Source organism: Streptomyces sp. NPDC051133 (assembly GCF_040682635.1).
In the GTDB taxonomy this organism is placed as follows: Bacteria; Actinomycetota; Actinomycetes; order Streptomycetales; family Streptomycetaceae; genus Streptomyces.
The window spans coordinates 1-17,307 of sequence record NZ_JBFBBK010000087.1 but is presented as its reverse complement, the minus strand read 5'-3'; the positions used below and the strand labels follow the sequence as shown (position 1 = coordinate 17,307).

The 17,307-nt window shown below is 71.6% G+C and carries 17 protein-coding genes; 9 read left to right on the top strand and 8 right to left on the bottom strand.

Annotated features, from left to right (window positions below; translation table 11 throughout):
• Nucleotides 1-1,881 (bottom strand): streptophobe family protein (locus tag AB0N17_RS43100; RefSeq protein WP_366017165.1); only part of this gene is annotated, 1,881 nt, incomplete at its 3' end.
• Nucleotides 1,882-2,121: 240 nt separating this feature from the next.
• Here AB0N17_RS43100 and AB0N17_RS43095 point away from each other — a divergent pair.
• Nucleotides 2,122-4,716: an FHA domain-containing protein gene (locus AB0N17_RS43095; protein ID WP_366017164.1), complete on the top strand. Its 2,595-nt coding sequence runs from the start codon at nucleotides 2,122-2,124 to the stop codon at nucleotides 4,714-4,716.
• A gap of 79 nt (nucleotides 4,717-4,795) precedes the next feature.
• Here AB0N17_RS43095 and AB0N17_RS43090 read toward each other — a convergent pair whose 3' ends face one another.
• The 3 genes from AB0N17_RS43090 to AB0N17_RS43080 all read right to left on the bottom strand — a co-directional run bounded on the left by AB0N17_RS43090 (nucleotide 4,796) and on the right by AB0N17_RS43080 (nucleotide 7,589).
• Nucleotides 4,796-5,512 (bottom strand): transglycosylase SLT domain-containing protein, encoded by a 717-nt coding sequence (locus tag AB0N17_RS43090; protein WP_366017163.1) that lies wholly within the window; start codon nucleotides 5,510-5,512, stop codon nucleotides 4,796-4,798.
• Between the two features lie 299 nt (nucleotides 5,513-5,811).
• Entirely contained in the window at nucleotides 5,812-6,897 is a 1,086-nt protein-coding gene (locus tag AB0N17_RS43085; protein ID WP_366017162.1) for an S-adenosylmethionine:tRNA ribosyltransferase-isomerase, read from the bottom strand.
• Nucleotides 6,897-7,589, bottom strand: coding sequence for an SDR family NAD(P)-dependent oxidoreductase (locus tag AB0N17_RS43080; protein WP_366017161.1), 693 nt, complete (start codon nucleotides 7,587-7,589; stop codon nucleotides 6,897-6,899). Before AB0N17_RS43080 ends, AB0N17_RS43085 begins: the two co-directional genes overlap by 1 nt.
• 337 nt (nucleotides 7,590-7,926) lie before the next feature.
• Here AB0N17_RS43080 and AB0N17_RS43075 point away from each other — a divergent pair, with 337 nt between their 5' ends.
• The 4 genes from AB0N17_RS43075 (at nucleotide 7,927) to AB0N17_RS43060 (ending at nucleotide 10,595) form a co-directional block, all read left to right on the top strand.
• Nucleotides 7,927-9,105, top strand: coding sequence for a GAF domain-containing sensor histidine kinase (locus AB0N17_RS43075; protein WP_366017160.1), 1,179 nt, complete (start codon nucleotides 7,927-7,929; stop codon nucleotides 9,103-9,105).
• Nucleotides 9,098-9,739, top strand: coding sequence for a response regulator transcription factor (locus tag AB0N17_RS43070; RefSeq protein ID WP_366017159.1), 642 nt, complete (start codon nucleotides 9,098-9,100; stop codon nucleotides 9,737-9,739). The genes AB0N17_RS43075 and AB0N17_RS43070 overlap by 8 nt, the downstream gene beginning before the upstream one ends.
• 193 nt (nucleotides 9,740-9,932) lie before the next feature.
• A complete protein-coding gene (locus AB0N17_RS43065) occupies nucleotides 9,933-10,172 on the top strand; it encodes a chaplin family protein (RefSeq protein WP_366017158.1) in 240 nt (79 codons plus the stop codon).
• A 183-nt stretch (nucleotides 10,173-10,355) separates the two neighbouring features.
• Complete coding sequence (locus AB0N17_RS43060; RefSeq protein WP_366017157.1) at nucleotides 10,356-10,595, top strand: chaplin family protein; 240 nt, start codon at nucleotides 10,356-10,358, stop codon at nucleotides 10,593-10,595.
• Between the two features lie 43 nt (nucleotides 10,596-10,638).
• Here the strand turns inward: AB0N17_RS43060 and AB0N17_RS43055 are convergent, their stop codons facing one another.
• Complete coding sequence (locus tag AB0N17_RS43055; protein ID WP_366017156.1) at nucleotides 10,639-11,427, bottom strand: hypothetical protein; 789 nt, start codon at nucleotides 11,425-11,427, stop codon at nucleotides 10,639-10,641.
• Nucleotides 11,428-11,578: 151 nt separating this feature from the next.
• On the opposite strand from AB0N17_RS43055, the gene AB0N17_RS43050 reads away from it, so the two are divergent.
• From AB0N17_RS43050 to AB0N17_RS43040, 3 genes are all read left to right on the top strand, one after another.
• The gene (locus AB0N17_RS43050; protein ID WP_366017155.1) at nucleotides 11,579-12,376 is read left to right on the top strand and encodes an ABC transporter ATP-binding protein; all 798 of its coding nucleotides are present in this window, start codon (nucleotides 11,579-11,581) and stop codon (nucleotides 12,374-12,376) included.
• A gap of 58 nt (nucleotides 12,377-12,434) precedes the next feature.
• A complete protein-coding gene (locus AB0N17_RS43045; RefSeq protein WP_366017154.1) occupies nucleotides 12,435-12,866 on the top strand; it encodes an NfeD family protein in 432 nt (143 codons plus the stop codon).
• 111 nt (nucleotides 12,867-12,977) lie between these two features.
• A complete protein-coding gene (locus AB0N17_RS43040; protein WP_366017153.1) occupies nucleotides 12,978-13,928 on the top strand; it encodes an SPFH domain-containing protein in 951 nt (316 codons plus the stop codon).
• 96 nt (nucleotides 13,929-14,024) lie between these two features.
• Here the strand turns inward: AB0N17_RS43040 and AB0N17_RS43035 are convergent, their stop codons facing one another.
• From AB0N17_RS43035 to AB0N17_RS43025, 3 genes are all read right to left on the bottom strand, one after another.
• Complete coding sequence (locus tag AB0N17_RS43035) at nucleotides 14,025-14,531, bottom strand: HNH endonuclease (protein ID WP_366017152.1); 507 nt, start codon at nucleotides 14,529-14,531, stop codon at nucleotides 14,025-14,027.
• A 168-nt stretch (nucleotides 14,532-14,699) separates the two neighbouring features.
• The gene (locus AB0N17_RS43030; protein ID WP_366017151.1) at nucleotides 14,700-15,233 is read right to left on the bottom strand and encodes a YbhB/YbcL family Raf kinase inhibitor-like protein; all 534 of its coding nucleotides are present in this window, start codon (nucleotides 15,231-15,233) and stop codon (nucleotides 14,700-14,702) included.
• Between the two features lie 45 nt (nucleotides 15,234-15,278).
• Nucleotides 15,279-16,061, bottom strand: a complete 783-nt coding sequence (locus AB0N17_RS43025; protein WP_366017150.1) for a sporulation protein — start codon at nucleotides 16,059-16,061, stop codon at nucleotides 15,279-15,281.
• Between the two features lie 125 nt (nucleotides 16,062-16,186).
• Here AB0N17_RS43025 and AB0N17_RS43020 point away from each other — a divergent pair, with 125 nt between their 5' ends.
• Nucleotides 16,187-16,837 carry a DNA-3-methyladenine glycosylase gene (locus AB0N17_RS43020; RefSeq protein ID WP_366017149.1) on the top strand — a complete coding sequence of 217 codons (651 nt, stop codon included), beginning with the start codon at nucleotides 16,187-16,189 and terminating at the stop codon, nucleotides 16,835-16,837.
• Nucleotides 16,838-17,307 lie beyond the last annotated feature (470 nt).

The window sequence follows — 17,307 nt, the reverse complement described above, 5'->3', positions numbered from 1 at the left end:
CGCTCGTAGTCCATGGGGTTGCCGCGCTGGAAGATCATGCCGTTGATGCTGCTGGCCCCGGCGACCGCGCGGTGGCGGCGGAGCCGTACCGAGCGGACCGGCGATGGTCGGGGCGCCGTACACGTCGTCCCGGGCGGACGGCGGCCGGGCGTCCTGCGGCTCCTCGCGCGCCTCCGCCGGCATGCGGAGGTAGGGATTCGTGTCGGGGTTCGGCGGCCGGTGCGGCCTGCCCGGCACATAGGGCCCGGCACTCCCGCCGTACCCGGAGCCGCCGGCCCCATCGCCGTACCCGGAGCCGCCGGCACCCCCGCCGCCTCCGAACCCCTCGCCGCCCCCGCCGTCCCCGGAGCCGTCGGCATCTCCGCCGTACCCGGCACCCCCGCCCCCGCCCCCGCCGGACAGAGCACCGGCGCCGGCCCCCGCCACCCCCGCACCGCCGTACACCCCCGCCACCCCCGTACCCGCGGCACCCGCGGCGCCCGCGCCCCCGCGAGCTCCCAGAGCGGCTCGCACCCCCGCCGCCCCGCTCAGCCAGCTCAGCAGAGCCCCGGCCGCTCCCGCCCCCGCGCCCCACACGGCGCCCAGCAGCAGTGCCATGCCCAGGTCGCCGCGCAGGTCGGCCGTCGCCCCGAAGGCGTCGAAACCGAGGACGGAGAGGGAGGCGTCCGCGGAGACGCCGGTCAGCCAGGTGAGCAGGGGGAGCATGAGCGCAGTCGGGATCGCCAGGTACAGCGCGCAGCGGGCGGCGAAGCGGAGGGCGCCGTCGGTGGGACGGTTCACCGGGGTGCGTACCGCCGTGAGCACCCCGGCCAGCAGCATCGTCAGCGCGGCCGCCACGCCCAGCAGCCACACCCGCCCGTCCAGCTCGGCCAGCCGGCCCAGCGTCACGGGCCGTCCGGGCCCGCTCAGGAGCTGGTCCAGCGGGTGGGGGAGCAGGGTGCGCAGAGCGCCGGTGACCTGGCCGTCCCAGGGCACGAACAGGCCGAGTGGCAGGCCGAGCCACACCCCGTTCGGCGCGCCGAGCAGTGCCGCCCCGGCGATGCGCCGCGGGTGGTCGTCGCCGATCGCCGCGTACGCCGCCGCCGCGAGCCCCGCGACCACGGTCACCAGCGCGGCGCCGACCAGCGCCGAGACCGCCGGCCGGACCACCCGGTGCACGACGGCCCAGCCCGGCGGGAGCGGAGCCCGGCGGGAGGCCAGCAGGGCGATCAGCAGCACTCCGGCGCACCAGCCGAGGCCGCCGAGCAGCGTGGCCGAGGTGTCCACGGTGAAGCCGACCGCCGCCTTGGCGTGGATCAGATCGCCGATCCGGTGCGGCAGCAGTCCGCTCACGTCCCCCAGGCCGGGGATGCTCAGCCCGCCGCCCTTCCCGCCGCCGCCCGTGCCGGGCAGCGCGTCCAGGCCGAGCGAGCCGCCGTCGATGGTGACGACGTCGTGCCCGGCCCAGGCGAGGCCTCCCAGCATCGCCACGAAGAGCGCGACCACCGCCCCCGCGCGGGCGAGGAGTTCGGCGGGCGCGATCACAACTCCGGCCGTGCGCAGGGACCGTAGGAAGAACCACGACAGCAGCAGCGCCCCGACGAGGCTCACCCCGAGTGGCGTGATCTCGATGGCGGTGTGCGCCTCCGCGCCCTTCAGGCCGAAGGCGGACACGTCTCCCGACGGCGTGACCGAACCACCCGCCCCCAGCGCCACGACCGCCGCTGTCATCGGGCCCAACGAGCCCGCCGAGTCCGCCCGCAGCAGATGCAGGCCGAGCGCGGCGGTGCCCGCCATACCGATCAACGCCCAGCTCACCGCGGCGATCGCGGACACCACCAGGTCCGTCCAGGGCAACCTCGTACCGTGCCGTGCGCTTTTGGTGCTCGTGGCAGCGTTCATGGCAGACCCCCCGATCCGCGGCGCGTCCGCACGGCCGCGCTTGTCCCCCTCGCCGGGATTACCACTCTCCGGCCCGGTTTCAACCCCGTCAACGGGGCGAGTTGAAGCGCGCGTCGGCGCCCGTGACAAGGCCCGGGTTTCGGTCAGAGGGCCGAGCCTGAAATAGTTCCCCACGATGTTCGACATCCCTAGACTCCCTGCGATGGGGGTAACTCGGGGGACAACTCAGTGGGGCATGGAGTGCCGGAACTCGTACTGCAATCAAACGGACGGACCTGGACGCTCGACCCGTCCAGGCCCTACACCCTCGGCCGCGATCCGCAGGGTGACATAGTCTTCGACGACGCCAGGGTCTCCTGGCGGCACGCCACGGTCAGCTTCGACGGCCGTAGTTGGGTCATCGAGGACCACGGCAGCACCAACGGCACCTTCGTGCAGGGTCAACGGATCCAGCGCACGGAGATCGGCCCCGGCTCGGCGCTGCACCTGGGCAACGCGACCGACGGACCGCGGGTGAGCCTCTCCGCGGCCGCGGCCGCGGCCGGTCAGCAGCAGCCCGCGCCGTACGCGGCCCAGGGCGCCGGTGCGCCCGGCTGGGCCCAGCAGGCACCTCAGCAGGCCGCCGCCCCGCAGGCACCGGCCCCGCAGCAGGCGGTGCCGCACCAGGCGCCCGCACACCAGCAGCCCGGCACGCAGCAGCCGGAGGCGCGGCAGGCGGCCGCGTTCCCGCAGCAGCAGGCGGGTCCCGCCGACCAGTACGTGCAGAAGACGCCCGGTGGTGGTGCGGGGGCGCCGCCGGTCTACGGCGACCGCAGCCCGACCACGTTCCACCAGTTCTCGCTCGACCGCGTGATGCGCATCGGCCGTTCCCTGGAGAACGACCTGGTCGTCTCCGACCTGCAGGTCTCCCGGCACCACGCCGAGTTCCACGCCACGCCCGACGGCCGGCTGGAGATCCGCGACCTCGGCTCGCACAACGGCACCTACGTCAACGGCCAGCCGATCCCCAAGGGCGGCTCGGTGCAGCTGGGCCCGGCCGACATCGTCGGCGTCGGCCACTCCACCTTCCGGATCGTCGGCGACCGGCTCGAGGAGTTCGTCGACACCGGTGAGGTCTCCTTCTCCGCGCGCCATCTGACCGTCACGGTCGACGGCGGCAAGCAGATCCTGAAGGACGTCTCCTTCGGCGTCCCGGAGAAGTCCCTGGTCGCGGTCATCGGCCCGTCCGGCTCCGGCAAGTCGACCCTGCTGAAGGCGCTCACCGGTTACCGGCCCGCCAACCAGGGCGACGTCCTCTACGACAACCGCAACCTGTACAAGCAGTTCGCGGAGCTGCGCCAGCGCATCGGTCTGGTCCCGCAGGACGACATCCTGCACAAGGAACTGACCGTCAAGAAGGCCCTGAAGTACGCGGCCAAGCTGCGCTTCCCGGCCGACACCACCGCGCAGGAGCGCGAGGCGCGCATCGACGAGGTGCTGCGCGAGCTGAAGCTGGACATCCACAAGGACAAGAAGGTCACGTCCCTCTCCGGTGGCCAGCGCAAGCGTGTCTCGGTGGCCCTGGAACTGCTCACCAAGCCGTCGCTGATCTTCCTGGACGAGCCGACCTCCGGCCTCGACCCGGGCATGGACCGTGACGTGATGCAGTTGCTGCGCGGCCTCGCCGACGACGGCCGTACGGTCCTCGTCGTCACCCACTCGGTGGCCGAGCTGGCGCTGTGCGACAAGCTGCTGGTGATGGCGCCGGGCGGTGCGGTCGCCTACTTCGGCCCGCCGGAGGAGGCGCTGAACTTCTTCGGCTACGACAGCTGGGCCGACGTCTTCTCCGCCTTCGAGAACTACCGCGACTACGACTGGGCGGGCCGCTGGAAGGGCTCGCAGCACTACCAGATGTACGCCGCGGACGTGGACTCGGTCGCCCCGCAGTCCGTACACATGCCTCCGCCGCAGGCCATGAAGCCGCCCAAGCCGCAGGGTTGGGGCTCGCAGTTGATGACGCTGGTCCGGCGCTACGTGTCGGTCATCGTCTCCGACAAGGGTTTCCTGGCGCTGACGGTGATCCTGCCGGCGGTGCTCGGCGCGGTCAGCCTGCTGATCGACCACAGTCACGGTCTGCTGGTCAATCCGATGGTCAACCCGAAGACCGGGCTGCACGTCCCGAACGGCACGGCCACCACGGTGCTGCTGATCCTCGCGGTCGGCGCGTGCTTCGCGGGCGCCGCGAACTCCGTGCGTGAGCTGATCAAGGAACGGGTGATCTACGAGCGGGAGCGCGCGACCGGCCTGTCCCGGTCGGCGTACCTGATGTCCAAGGTGGTCGTGCTCGGCGCCGTCACGGTGCTGCAGGGCCTGATGGTCGGCCTGATCGGCTTCTCCAGCCGCGAGATCCCGGACCAGGGCGTCGTGCTCGGCGGTTCCTCCCTGGTCGAGCTGTGCCTGCCGATCATGGCGCTCGGCTTCACCTCGATGATGGTCGGTCTCGTGATCTCCTCGCTGGTGAAGACGGCCGAGAAGACCATGCCGCTGCTGGTGATGTTCGCGATCATCCAGGTCGTCTTCACCGGCTGCCTGTTCACCCTGCACGGCACGCTCGGCGTCAACGAGTTCTCGTACCTGATGCCGTCGCGCTGGGCGGTGGCCGCGGCCGGCGCCACGCTGGACTTCAACAACATCGCCCCGAACGCCGACGACCCGACCAGCACGGACCCGCTGTGGAACCACACGGCCGGGGCCTGGACGCTGGACATGATCGCGCTGATCGCGCTCGGTGTGGTCTGCGGGTTCCTCGTGGCCCGCTTCCTGCGCCGCCACGAGCCGGAGGTCATGCGCAAGTAACCGCGCCGGACGACGCCGAAGGGCGGCACCCCACTCGGGGGTGCCGCCCTTCGGCCGTCGCTGAGGTCCGCGCCAGGCCTCAGTACGCGCTGTTGACGTTGTCGATCGTGCCGTACCGGTGGGCGGCGTAGTTGGCGGCGGCGGTGATGTTGGCGACCGGGTCGTAGATGTTCCACGAGGTGCCGGCGACGTGGTACGAGCTGAAGGTCGGCGGGATGACCTGCAGCAGGCCCTTGGACGGGATGCCGTTGATCGCGTTGATGTCCCAGTCGTTGATGGCCATCGGGTTGCCGGAGGACTCCCGCATGATGTTGCGGTGCAGGCCGCTGTAGCTGCCCGGGATGCCCTTCGAGTGCATGATGTCCAGCGAGTGCCGGATCCAGCCGTCGAGGTTGTTCGCGTACGTCTTCGCGGCGACCGTCTCGATCTGCGGGCGCTGCGCGGAACGGTTCGCGGCCTGCTGGCCGGCGCGCTGCTGCGCGGCCTTCTTCGCCGCGGCCTCCGTGCGCTGCTTGGCGGCGGCCGCGTCGGCGGCCTTCTTCTTGGCGGCGAGGGCGTCGAGCTTGACGTTCTGGCCGGCGAGCTGGTCGGTGACCGTGCCCTTGACGTTCTGCAGGCTGGCAGCGGCGGCGACCTGGGCGGTCTCGGCGGGGGCGCCGGTGGTGACGGTGCCGGCGTTGCCCGGGATCGCCGAGAGGGCGACGGCGGCGGTGCCGAGGGCGGCGACGCCGGCGAGGGCGACCTTGTGCTGCTTCGTCAGGCGACTATGAGCTCGGTTGAGGATGTTCTTGGGCATGGCTGATGGACCTCTTCGATAGCGCGGAGGTCGCTCCTGCATCCGCCGGGGGAATCGGCTCCTCCCGCACGAACGCCGCGGGCCGTAAACCCACGGCGCTGAGCGACTGAAGCAATTCTTAGCTGGCGCAAAATGCCCAGGCAAAGGTGTGACGTACGATCCGGCATAGTGGATCAGGGAGGGGCAAAACGGGACAGACAGGGCCGTCTGTCCCGCTCAAGATGGGCGGTTTATCTCCTATGCCCTTTCGTACGTGATGTAGGCCCTATGTGCGGGCTCACAGCGGGGCATCCCGGTTCTCACCATGCGTTGCCGGTGCAACGCTCTGCGTGAGGATCCTCCTCCGGAAGGATGAGGTGGACGTCGCCGAACTCGTGCCACAGGTAGCGCCCGCCCAGCGCCTCCTCGTAGGCACGGGCCACGGCGGCCCGCCCGGCGACCGCCTCCAGCATCAGCAGATGCGAGGCCTCCGGCTCGTGCAGCCCGGTCAGCAGTCCGTCCACCACCCGCACCCCCCGCTCGGGCGTGACCACCAGATCCGTCCACCCCCCGGCCGCCCGCACCACCCCGTCCGGGCCCGCCGCCGACTCCACGGCCCGCACGGCCGTCGTCCCCACGGCGACGATCCGTCCGGCTCCCGCCCGCGCGGCGTTGATCAGCCGCGCCGAGGCCTCCGGCACGGCGAACCGCTCCGGGTACGGCGGCTCGTGCGCCTCCGCCGACGCCACCCCCGTGTGCAGCGTGACCGGCGCGAACTGCACCCCCCGGCTCACCAGCTCCGTCACCAGCCGCGCCGTGAAGGGCCGGGCCGCACTCGGCATCTCCGCACTGCCGGCCCCGTCCGGCGAGGGCAGCGCGAACACGGTCTGGTACGCCGACAGCGGCTGGTCCCGCTCCGTGTAGGAGTAACGGATGGGCCGGCCGTGCTCCCGCAGCACGTCGAGCACCCGCGCCCCGGCCGCCCGCGCCCACCACAGCCGCTCCCCGCGCCCGCTCAGCGGTTCCTCCAGCACCAGCCGGCCGCCGCCCGGCACCTCCACCTCCACGCCCGCGGGCCCGCCCGCACGCGCGCGCGTCGTGCCCCCTCCGTCCGGATCCCGCAGCTCGACCGCCCACCGCCCGTCGTCGCCCCGCGTGGAGAAGTGCACCACCACGCGCGCGTGCGCGATACTTCCGTCCACCGCGGCGGCCAGCGTGGCCGAGGTGTTCACCACCAGCAGGTCCCCGGCCCGCAGCAGCCCCGGCAGCTCGGGGAACAGGTGATGCCGCACGTCCGTACCGCGCGACACCAGCAGCCGTACGGCGTCCCGGTCCAGCCCGGGGCCCCGCTGCTCGGCCGGCACGCGCGCGGACAGCTCCTCCGGTACCTCCAAGGCCGTCCTCATCACCGCTCCAGCAGAGCGGGCGCCGCATACCGCCCACCGGCCGGCCGCTCGTCCAGCAGCCGCAGGAACGCCGGTACGACCGTGCCGGGCGCCGGACGCGGATCGTCGTCGCCGGGTACGGCCGCCGCGTACAGATCGGTCGCCATGTCCCCGGGGTCCACCGCCCACACCCGCAGTCCGGGTTCCTCCACGCCCAGCACGGCGGCGAGCTGATCCAGGGCCGCCTTGGAGGCGCCGTAGCCGCCCCATGTGCCGTACGCCTCGGCCGCCGCGTCCGAGCTGACCGCGATCACCGCCCCGGCCGCCGCCTCCCGCAGCAGCGGCAGCGCCTCCTGGACCAGGCCCAGCGCGGCCGTCACGTTCACCTCCAGCGCCCGCCGCAGCCCGTCCAGGGGCAGCTCGGCGAGCGGCACCAAGGGCTCGGCGCCCAGCGCGCTCGCGTTGCTCACCAGCAGGTCGACCCCGCCCAGCCGACGCGCGGCGGCCACCAGCTCCGCCCGGTGCCCGGCGTCCGTGACGTCCCCGGACAGCGCGACCACCCGCGTCCCGTGCCCGGCGACAGCCTCGGCGGCCTCCTCGAGGACCGCGGCGCCCCGGGCGTCCAGCACCAGATCCCAGCCGCGCGCGGCCAGCGCCTCGGCCAGCGCCCGCCCCAGCCCCTTCGAGGCCCCCGTGATGATCGCTACCGGCATGACAACCGTCCCCTCGTCGCTCACCGCCCCCGGCGGGCGGTGCGATCACGCTAGGAACGGCACCGCCCGCACCGCCTCGGACGCGGGCCGCAATCCGTACGGTCCCTTCGGCGTACACCGCACGCCCGGGGCCGGGGGACGTACACCGCACGCCCGGGGCCGAGGGGCGTACGTCACATGCCGGGGGCCGAGGATCGTACACCGTGCGTCCCCGGACTGCGGACGTACCCCTTCCGCGCCGCGCCGGACGTACGCCGCGGGACCTAGGGCCGACGGCCCGGCGTCTGCCGTCACTGGTCCGATCCGCGGTGTCGGACCCCGCCGGTACCGTGAGGACATGAGTCAAGGCCCCCGGTCCGGCCTCGCCGCGGTCAGCGCCGCGCTGCTGGCCATGAGCAGGCATCTGGAGGTGCGCGACGTCCTCAAGACGATCGTCGCCTCCGCCCGCGAGCTGCTCGACGCGCAGTACGCCGCCCTCGGCGTCCCCGACGACCACGGGGGCTTCGCCCAGTTCGTCGTCGACGGCGTCAGCGACGCCCAGTGGAAGGCCATCGGCCCGCTGCCCCGCCAGCACGGCATCCTCGCCTCGATGCTGCACGAGGCCCGCCCCGAGCGCCTCGCCGACGTGCGCAAGGACCCCCGCTTCGAGGGCTGGCCGGCCGCGCACCCCGAACTGGCCGACTTCCTGGGCCTGCCCATCCGCGACGGCGACGAGGTCATCGGCGCACTCTTCCTGGCCAACAAGCTGCGACCTGCGGAGGGACACCCCCCGCACTCCCCGTGCCCCCACCCGGACGGCGGTTGCGGCTTCACCGAAGAGGACGAGGACCTGCTCTCCATCCTCGCCCAGCACGCCGCCATCGCCCTCACCAACGCCCGCCTCTACGAGCGCAGCCGCGAGCTGACCATCGCCGAGGAGCGCTCCCGCCTCGCCCACGAACTGCACGACGCGGTCAGCCAGAAGCTCTTCTCGCTGCGCCTGACCGCCCAGGCGGCGGCGGCCCTCGTCGACCGCGACCCGGCGCGCGCCAAGGGCGAACTGCACCAGGTCGCCGCGCTCGCCGCCGAGGCGGCCGACGAACTGCGCGCCGCCGTCGTGGAGTTGCGCCCCGCCGCACTGGACGAGGACGGCCTGATCGCCACCCTGCGCACCCAGATCCAGGTCCTCGACCGCGCCCACACCGCGCGCGTGACCTTCACCGGCAACGGCTTCCGCGCCGTGCCCGCCGCCCAGGAGGAGGCCCTGCTCAGGGTCGCCCAGGAGAGCCTGCACAACGCCCTGCGGCACTCCGGGGCCGCCCATGTGGGCGTGAGCCTGGAGCGGCGCGGCAGCGGAGCCGTCCTGCGCGTCACCGACGACGGCACGGGCTTCGACCCCAAGGCCGACCGCCGCGCCGGACGCCACCTGGGCCTCGTCTCCATGCGTGACCGGGCGAGCGGGGTCGGCGGCACGCTGACCGTGGAATCGGCGCCCGGCAAGGGCACCACGATCGAGATGGAGGTCCCCGGTGGCTGATCCCATCAAGGTGCTGCTCGTCGACGACCACCAGGTCGTCCGCCGGGGGCTGCGCACCTTCCTGGAGGTGCAGGACGACATCGAGGTCGTCGGTGAGGCCGCCGACGGCGCCGAGGGCGTCGCCCGCGCCGAGGAACTGCGCCCCGACGTCGTCCTCATGGACGTCAAGATGCCGGGCACGGACGGCATCGACGCCCTGCGCAAGCTGCGCGAACTCGACAACCCCGCGCGCGTGCTGATCGTCACCAGCTTCACCGAGCAGCGCACGGTCGTCCCGGCCCTGCGCGCGGGCGCCGCCGGTTACGTCTACAAGGACGTGGACCCCGACGCCCTCGCCGGCGCCATCCGCTCCGTGCACGCCGGGCACATCCTGCTCCAGCCGGAGGTCGCCGGCGCCCTGCTCTCCCAGGACGAGGCCGGCTCCGGCCAGGGCCGAGGGGGTTCGCTCACCGAACGGGAGCGCGAGGTGCTGGGCCTGATCGCGGACGGCCGGTCCAACCGCGAGATAGCCCGTGCCCTGGTCCTGTCGGAGAAGACCGTCAAGACGCACGTCTCCAACATCCTCATGAAACTCGACCTCGCCGACCGCACCCAGGCCGCGCTGTGGGCCGTACGCCACGGCGTGACCGGCTGAAACGCCTTCCGCGGGGCCTCACCGCCGGCCACGCGGAGCCTCACCGACGGCAACACGGAGGGTCCCGTTCCGGACTGAGATTCATACCGTCGTGGGAATGTCACCCGGATGGCGCATCCTCCGGCGATCTCCGCCGTTCTCCAGTGCGTGCCGCGGCGATCCGCCGCGGTGAACGCCTAGGAGGGGTTGGAAAGTGAAGAACCTGAAGAAGGCAGCGGCCGTGACGATGGTGGCCGGTGGCCTGGTGGCCGCCGGTGCGGGCCTGGCCTCCGCCAGCGCGGGGGCCGGCGGCGCCGCCCAGGGCTCGCCGGGTGTCGTCTCGGGCAACGTCGTCCAGGTGCCGGTGCACGTCCCCGTGAACGCGGTCGGCAACAGCGTCAGCGTCATCGGTGCGCTGAACCCCGCCTTCGGCAACCTCGGCCTCAACCACTGAGGTCCCGCCACCGGTGATCCCAGGCCTCCCGGACGCACCCGGGAGGCCTGTCGGCTTGTCATCCGACTGATCCGAACGGGCGCCCCGGCCCCCGCCGCCGTACCCCTTGGCACGACTCCCGCGTTCACCAGGCATGACCCCCGGCCGGGTCGGACCCACGCACACGCAGGAGGAATCCATCTCATGAACATCGCCAAGAAGGCCGCCCTCGCCCTGACCGTCGCCGGTGTCGCCGCGGGCGCCTCCGCCGGTGCCGCCTTCGCCGACGCGGGCGCCGCCGACATGGCCGCGAACTCGCCGGGCGTCATCTCGGGCAACAGCGTCCAGGTCCCGGTCCACGTCCCGGTCAACGTCAACGGCGTGACCGCCAACGTGATCGGCCTGCTGAACCCCGCGTTCGGCGACACCTCCGTCAACCACTGACGTCCGCGCAGCGGTGCCTGGGGGTCACGGCCCCCAGGCACGCTCAGCCAGCGCCCCGCTCCCGCTCCTCGACCATCGCGTTGTACGCCGCGACCTGCGCCCGCCGGGCCGTCCGCTCGACGGGGCGCAGCGCCTGGGACCGCGCCGCCATCTCCGAGGCGCTCACCGCGCCCCCGCGCCCGTCGCCGTGGGCCAGCGAGATCAGCATCCCCACCCGCTGAGCCAGCTCCAGCACGCGCACCGCACGCGGCGGATACCCCGGCGCCAGCACCTCCCGGCCCCGCTCGGCCCGCGCCCGGTACGCGTCGATCGCCGCCTCCGCCACCGGACCCGACCCGGCGACGTCCAGCTTCGACAGCACCTCGGTCGCCTCGCGCAGCGCCTCCGCCAGCTCACGCTCCGCCTCGCCCAGCGACGGCACGTCCGCGGGCGGCGCCTCCCGCACCGGCAGCACATGCCAGACCACCTCGGCGTGCACATCACCCTCGGGCCCGGCCTCGTAGGCCTCCGGCACCAGCCCGAACGCGGCGCCGTGACAGATCACCGCCTCCTCGGCCTCCAGCGCCCGCGCGTTGAACTCCGGCGGACCGCTCAGCCCCAGCGGATGACCGGACGCGGGCAGCGCCACCCGCAGCCCCCGCACCCCCAGCGTCCGCAGCCGCCCCAGCGCGAGCGTGAGCCCGACCTGCGCGGACTCACCCGGCAGCCCCTCCACCCGGTGCACGGTGTCCTCGCCCACGATGGCGAGCACGGCGTCGTCCGGGGAGGCAAGTCCGGCCAAAAGGGCATTTCCCCAAGCGGCGAGGCGTCCTGAACGCGGTTCCGAGAGCATGCCCACACCCTACGGACCGGACCGAGGGAATGGAGCGGGGCACTCGTGGCGTAGATTTCATGAGGGCTGCGCCCACCGGCGCGGCGAACCCGAGCCACAGGCGTACGCGACAGCCGAGACCGGCGACACTGCAAGGGGAGACAACGCGCTCATGAGCGATGTTCTGGAGCTTCAGGACGTATCCGTGGTCCGTGAGGGCCGGGCTCTGGTGGACCAGGTCTCCTGGTCGGTGAAGGAGGGCGAGCGCTGGGTCATCCTGGGCCCGAACGGCGCCGGCAAGACCACCCTCCTGAACGTCGCCTCCAGCTACCTCTACCCCAGCAAGGGCACCGCCAGCATCCTCGGCGAGACCCTCGGACAGCCCGGCACCGACGTCTTCGAGCTGCGCCCCCGCATCGGCGTGGCCGGCATCGCCCTGGCCGAGAAGCTCCCCAAGCGCCAGACCGTCCTGCAGACCGTCCTCACCGCCGCCTACGGCATGACCGCCGGCTGGCACGAGGACTACGAGGACGTCGACGAGCAGCGCGCCCGCGCCTTCCTCGACCGCCTCGGCATGAGCGACTACCTCGACCGCCGCTTCGGCACCCTCTCCGAGGGCGAGCGCAAGCGCACCCTGATCGCCCGCGCCCTGATGACCGACCCCGAGCTGCTCCTGCTCGACGAGCCCGCCGCCGGCCTCGACCTCGGCGGCCGCGAGGACCTGGTCCGCCGCCTCGGCCGGCTCGCCCGCGACCCCATCGCGCCCTCGATGATCATGGTCACGCACCACGTCGAGGAGATCGCCCCCGGCTTCACCCACGTCCTGATGATCCGCCAGGGCAAGGTGCTCGCCGCCGGCCCCATCGAGCTGGAACTGAGCTCCCGCAACCTCTCCCTCTGCTTCGGTCTCCCGCTCGTCGTCGAGCAGGTCGGCGACCGCTGGACCGCCCAAGGCCTGCCCCTGTCCTGACCCTTGCTCTCCCTCGCGCGCCCTGTCCGCCGCCCGGCCACGGCCCTACCATGACCATGTGAACGACATCGACGCATGGGTGTGGTGGCTCGTCGGCGCGGCGGCGCTCGGAATCCCGCTCGTCGTCACCGCCATGCCGGAGTTCGGCATGCTCGCGGTCGGAGCCGTCGCCGCGGCCGTCGTCGCCGGCCTCGGACTCGGCGCCGTCCTCCAGGTCCTCGCGTTCGTCGTCGTCTCCGTCGCCCTCATCGCCGTCGTCCGGCCCCTCGCGAACCGGCACGACAGCCGGCGCCCCCGACTCGCCACCGGCATCGACGCCTTGAAGGGCAAGCAGGCGGTCGTACTGGAACGCGTCGACGGCTCCGGCGGACGCATCAAACTCGCCGGAGAGATCTGGTCGGCCCGCTCCCTCGACACCGGACGCGCCTACGACGTGGGCCAGGAGGTGGACGTCGTGGACATCGAAGGGGCCACCGCGATCGTCATCTGAGGCATCCGGCCCACGAGTTGGGCGACGGTCTGTCAGACTCGACCAGCAAGATCTTCGACAACCAAGAGATCTGCCGAAGGTGCCGAGGCGGAGAGGGGTACGGGGAACACGATGGAACCGGTCATCATCGTCCTGGTCATTCTGGTGGTGTTGGTCTTCATCGCCCTGATCAAGACCATCCAGGTCATCCCACAGGCCAGCGCGGCCATCGTCGAGCGCTTCGGCCGCTACACACGGACCCTGAACGCGGGCCTGAACATCGTGGTCCCGTTCATCGACACCATCCGCAACCGCATCGACCTGCGAGAACAGGTCGTCCCCTTCCCGCCCCAGCCGGTGATCACCCAGGACAACCTGGTCGTCAACATCGACACCGTCATCTACTACCAGGTGACGGACGCCCGCGCGGCCACCTACGAAGTCGCCAGCTACATCCAGGCGATCGAGCAGCTCACCGTCACCACGCTGCGCAACATCATCGGCGGCATGGACCTCGAACGCACCCTGACCTCCCGCGAGGAGATCAACGCGGCCCTGCGCGGCGTCCTCGACGAGGCGACCGGCAAGTGGGGCATCCGCGTCAACCGCGTGGAACTCAAGGCCATCGAACCCCCGACCTCCATCCAGGACTCGATGGAGAAGCAGATGCGCGCCGACCGTGACAAGCGCGCCGCGATCCTCACCGCCGAAGGTACGCGCCAGGCCGCCATCCTCACCGCCGAGGGCGAGAAGCAGTCCCAGATCCTGCGCGCCGAGGGTGAGGCCAAGGCCGCGGCCCTGCGCGCCGAGGGCGAGGCCCAGGCCGTCCGCACGGTCTTCGAGGCCATCCACGCCGGCGACCCCGACCAGAAGCTGCTGTCCTACCAGTACCTCCAGATGCTCCCGAAGATCGCCGAGGGCGACGCCAACAAGCTCTGGATCGTCCCCAGCGAGATCGGCGACGCCCTCAAGGGCCTGTCCGGCGCCATGGGCAACTTCGGCCCCCTGGGCGGCGGTTCCGGCAACAACGGCGGCTCAGGCAGCGTCCCGGACCAGCGGCGCGAGAAGCCGCACATCGACTGACGGCCCCGCACACACACAACGGCCCGCCCTCCTCCGCGTTCGAGGAAGGCGGGCCGCTCACGCTCCGCTCACCGCGGGCCGGGTCCACGAACCGGCCTACGCCGCCGGCTGAGCCAGCCACTCCGGCAGCGAGTCGAACTCCTCCCGCCCCAGCGCCAGCAGCATCGCGTCGGCCGGCGTCGGCTCGAACGGCTCCCGCAGCAGCGCCATGCCCGCCTCGTCAGGGGTCCGGTTCGCCTTGCGGTGGTTGTCCTCCGCACACGCGGCCACCGTGTTCAGCCACGTGTCCTGCCCACCCTGCGCCCGCGGCAGCACATGGTCCACGGTCGTCGCCCGCCGCCCGCAGTACGCGCACCGGTGCCGGTCCCGGACCAGCACACCCCGCCTCGACCACGGGGCTTGTCTTCGGAACGGCACCCGTACGTACCGGCACAGCCTGATCACCCGGGGCGCGGGTATGTCCACATCCGCACCGCGCATCCGCAGCTCGGGATGGGCCTGCTCGACGACGGCCTTGTCCTGCAGCACCAGAACGACCGCCCGATTGAGCGTCACCGTCGACAGCGGCTCGAAGCTCGCGTTCAGCACCAGCGTGTCCCGCATCCAGCCCACCTCCCGTGCGCATCCGCCCACCCCCCGGCGGGCTTGGATCAACTCTGGACGGGCGCGCCGAGATGGACAACGCAATAAAAACTGCCCGCCCCCGATCACTTCCAAGACCGGGGGCGGGCAAACGTTCAATGAACGCTCGGCTGAATCCGTACGGTGCGGTCAGCCCTTGTTCTCGTACTCACCGATGAGCTGAGCACGCGCGATCGTGTGGAACCGCAGATTGAAGCCGACGACCGCCGGAGAGGCGTCCGCGTCCGGCCCCAGCTTCTCCTGGTCCACCGCGTACACCGTGAAGACGTACCGGTGCGGGCCGTCCCCGGGCGGCGGCGCGGCACCGCCGAAGTCCCTCGTCCCGTAGTCGTTGCGCGCGTGCACGGCACCCTCGGGCAGTCCCTCGAACTTGCCGCCGCCCGCACCCGCCGGCAGCTCCGTCACCGAGGCCGGGATGTCGAACAGGACCCAGTGCCAGAACCCGCTGCCGGTCGGCGCGTCGGGGTCGTAGCAGGTCACGGCGAAGCTCTTGGTCTCCGGCGGGAAACCCTCCCACCGCAGCTGCGGCGAGGTGTTGCCCTCCGCGTGGACCTGAGCGCCCTTCAGCGTCGCACCCTCCTCGACATCGGCGCTCGTCACCGTGAACGACGGCACGGACGGATGGAAGTCGTGGGGGAGCGGCCGCCGCTTGTGCTCGGTCACCTCGGTACCTCCTGATCGATGATCTGGAATCAGCAGTACCCGAGCCTAGAACCAGTTGCGCTTGCTGCCGACCTCGGACAGCCACTGATTGAGGTACGCCGCCCAGTCGGTCCCCTGCCAGTCGTCCAGCCCCACCTGGAAGGAGCGGTAGGTGTCCGAACCCTCGCTGAACAGACCCGGCTTCTTGTCCATCTCCAGGACGACGTCCATGGCGTACTCGTCGGCCACGAAGCTCAGCTCGACCTGGTTCAGCCCCCGGTACTGCGACGGCGGGTAGAACTCGATCTCCTGGTAGAACGGCAGCCGCTGCCGCGTGCCCCGGATGTGACCGCGCTCCATGTCGGCGTTCTTGAAGCGGAAGCCCAGCTGGATGAAGGCGTCCAGGATCGCCTTCTGCGCCGGCAGCGGATGCACGTTGATCGGGTCGAGGTCGCCGGAGTCCACGGCCCGCGCGATCGCCAGCTCCGTGGTCACCCCGATGTGCATACCGCGCAGCGACTGCCCGTCGATCATCGTGACCGGCGTCTCCCAGGGGATCTCGAGCCCGAACGGCACCGCGTGCACGGCCCCCGCCTGCAGCTCGAAGGCACCACCGAGCCGCACCTTGGTGAACTCGATGTCCTGCTTGTACTCCTGGTCGCCGCTCTCCACCTCGACCTTGGCCTGCAGACCGACGGAGAGCCCCTCGATCTCCTGGTTCACGGACCCGCCCTGGATCCGCACCTCGCCCTGGACCACCCCGCCCGGTACGACGTTGACCTCGGTCAGCACCGTCTCGACCGACGCCCCGCCGGCCCCGAGGCTCGCGAGCAGCTTCTTGAACGCCATTGACTCTCCCTTTACGAACGGACCTCGCCCCTACAAACGCGATCCACCCCCGCCCGGTTCCGCGCCGGCACAGGTCCCTGACGACGACCCGTGGCACCGACCCGTCTGCACTACCCTCGGAGGGCATGATCGCGCCCCCGGACCGTACGCCACTGCCCCGAGACTTCTTCGACCGCCCGGTCCTGGAGGTGGCCCCCGACCTGCTCGGCCGGATCCTGGTGCGTACGACACCCGACGGCCCGATCGCCGTACGCCTCACCGAGGTCGAGGCGTACGACGGACCGAACGACCCCGGCTCCCACGCCTACCGGGGCCGCACCGCCCGCAACGCCGTGATGTTCGGTGAGCCCGGACATGTGTACGTCTACTTCACCTACGGCATGTGGCACTGCATGAACCTCGTCTGCGGCCCCGAGGGCAGGGCGAGCGCCGTCCTGCTCCGCGCGGGCGAGGTGGTGGAGGGCGTCGAGCTGGCCCGCAAACGGCGAATTTCGGCCCGCAATGACAAGGAACTGGCCAAGGGGCCGGCCCGTCTCGCCACGGCCCTGGAGGTCGACCGCGCCCTCGACGGCGCGGACGCCTGCACCCTCGGTGATACCCCGCTGCGGATGCTGACCGGCGCCCCGGTCGCGTCTGACCAGGTACGGAACGGCCCACGCACCGGGGTGGCCGGCGAGGGCGGCAACGGCGACGTCCACCCCTGGCGCTACTGGGTGGCCGACGACCCGACGGTGAGCCCCTACCGGGCCCATGTGCCGAGGCGCCGACGAAGTTGACGCGACTCGCGAAGATGCGTAATGTATCCCGAGCCGCTGAACCGGGTACGGTGATCACCTGCAGCCGGAGCGGCCAACCCACTACCTAGCTACAACCCCTCAACGGGGTCGATTGTGGCGCGCCCGCGCGCCCGAATTCGAACTCGTGAGACTCGATTATGAGTCGCCGAGAGAGTGAGCTAACGTAGTGAATGTCGAAAGGGCGGACGGCGAAAGCCGAAAACCCCGAGACAATCCCGCTGACTGGGAGTCAGAGCCGAAAGGATCTGATAGAGTCGGAACCGCCGGAAAGGGAAACGCGAGAGCGGAAACCTGGAAAGCACCGAGGAAATCGGATCGAGAAAAGATCTGATAGAGTCGGAAACACCGAAGGGAAGCCCGGAGGAAAGCCCGAGAGGGTGAGTACAAAGGAAGCGACCGTTCCTTGAGAACTCAACAGCGTGCCAAAAATCAACGCCAGATATGTTGAT

Excerpts from the sequence above, each read along its gene's own strand:
- AB0N17_RS43090 (WP_366017163.1), bottom strand. The coding sequence starts at position 5,512 with ATGCCCAAGAACATCCTCAACCGAGCTCATAGTCGCCTGACGAAGCAG.
- AB0N17_RS43080 (WP_366017161.1), bottom strand. The coding sequence starts at position 7,589 with ATGCCGGTAGCGATCATCACGGGGGCCTCGAAGGGGCTGGGGCGGGCG.
- AB0N17_RS43075 (WP_366017160.1), top strand. The coding sequence starts at position 7,927 with ATGAGTCAAGGCCCCCGGTCCGGCCTCGCCGCGGTCAGCGCCGCGCTG.
- AB0N17_RS43035 (WP_366017152.1), bottom strand. The coding sequence starts at position 14,531 with ATGCGGGACACGCTGGTGCTGAACGCGAGCTTCGAGCCGCTGTCGACG.
- AB0N17_RS43040 (WP_366017153.1), top strand. The coding sequence starts at position 12,978 with ATGGAACCGGTCATCATCGTCCTGGTCATTCTGGTGGTGTTGGTCTTC.
- AB0N17_RS43055 (WP_366017156.1), bottom strand. The coding sequence starts at position 11,427 with ATGCTCTCGGAACCGCGTTCAGGACGCCTCGCCGCTTGGGGAAATGCC.
- AB0N17_RS43050 (WP_366017155.1), top strand. The coding sequence starts at position 11,579 with ATGAGCGATGTTCTGGAGCTTCAGGACGTATCCGTGGTCCGTGAGGGC.
- AB0N17_RS43085 (WP_366017162.1), bottom strand. The coding sequence starts at position 6,897 with ATGAGGACGGCCTTGGAGGTACCGGAGGAGCTGTCCGCGCGCGTGCCG.
- AB0N17_RS43020 (WP_366017149.1), top strand. The coding sequence starts at position 16,187 with ATGATCGCGCCCCCGGACCGTACGCCACTGCCCCGAGACTTCTTCGAC.
- AB0N17_RS43060 (WP_366017157.1), top strand. The coding sequence starts at position 10,356 with ATGAACATCGCCAAGAAGGCCGCCCTCGCCCTGACCGTCGCCGGTGTC.
- AB0N17_RS43025 (WP_366017150.1), bottom strand. The coding sequence starts at position 16,061 with ATGGCGTTCAAGAAGCTGCTCGCGAGCCTCGGGGCCGGCGGGGCGTCG.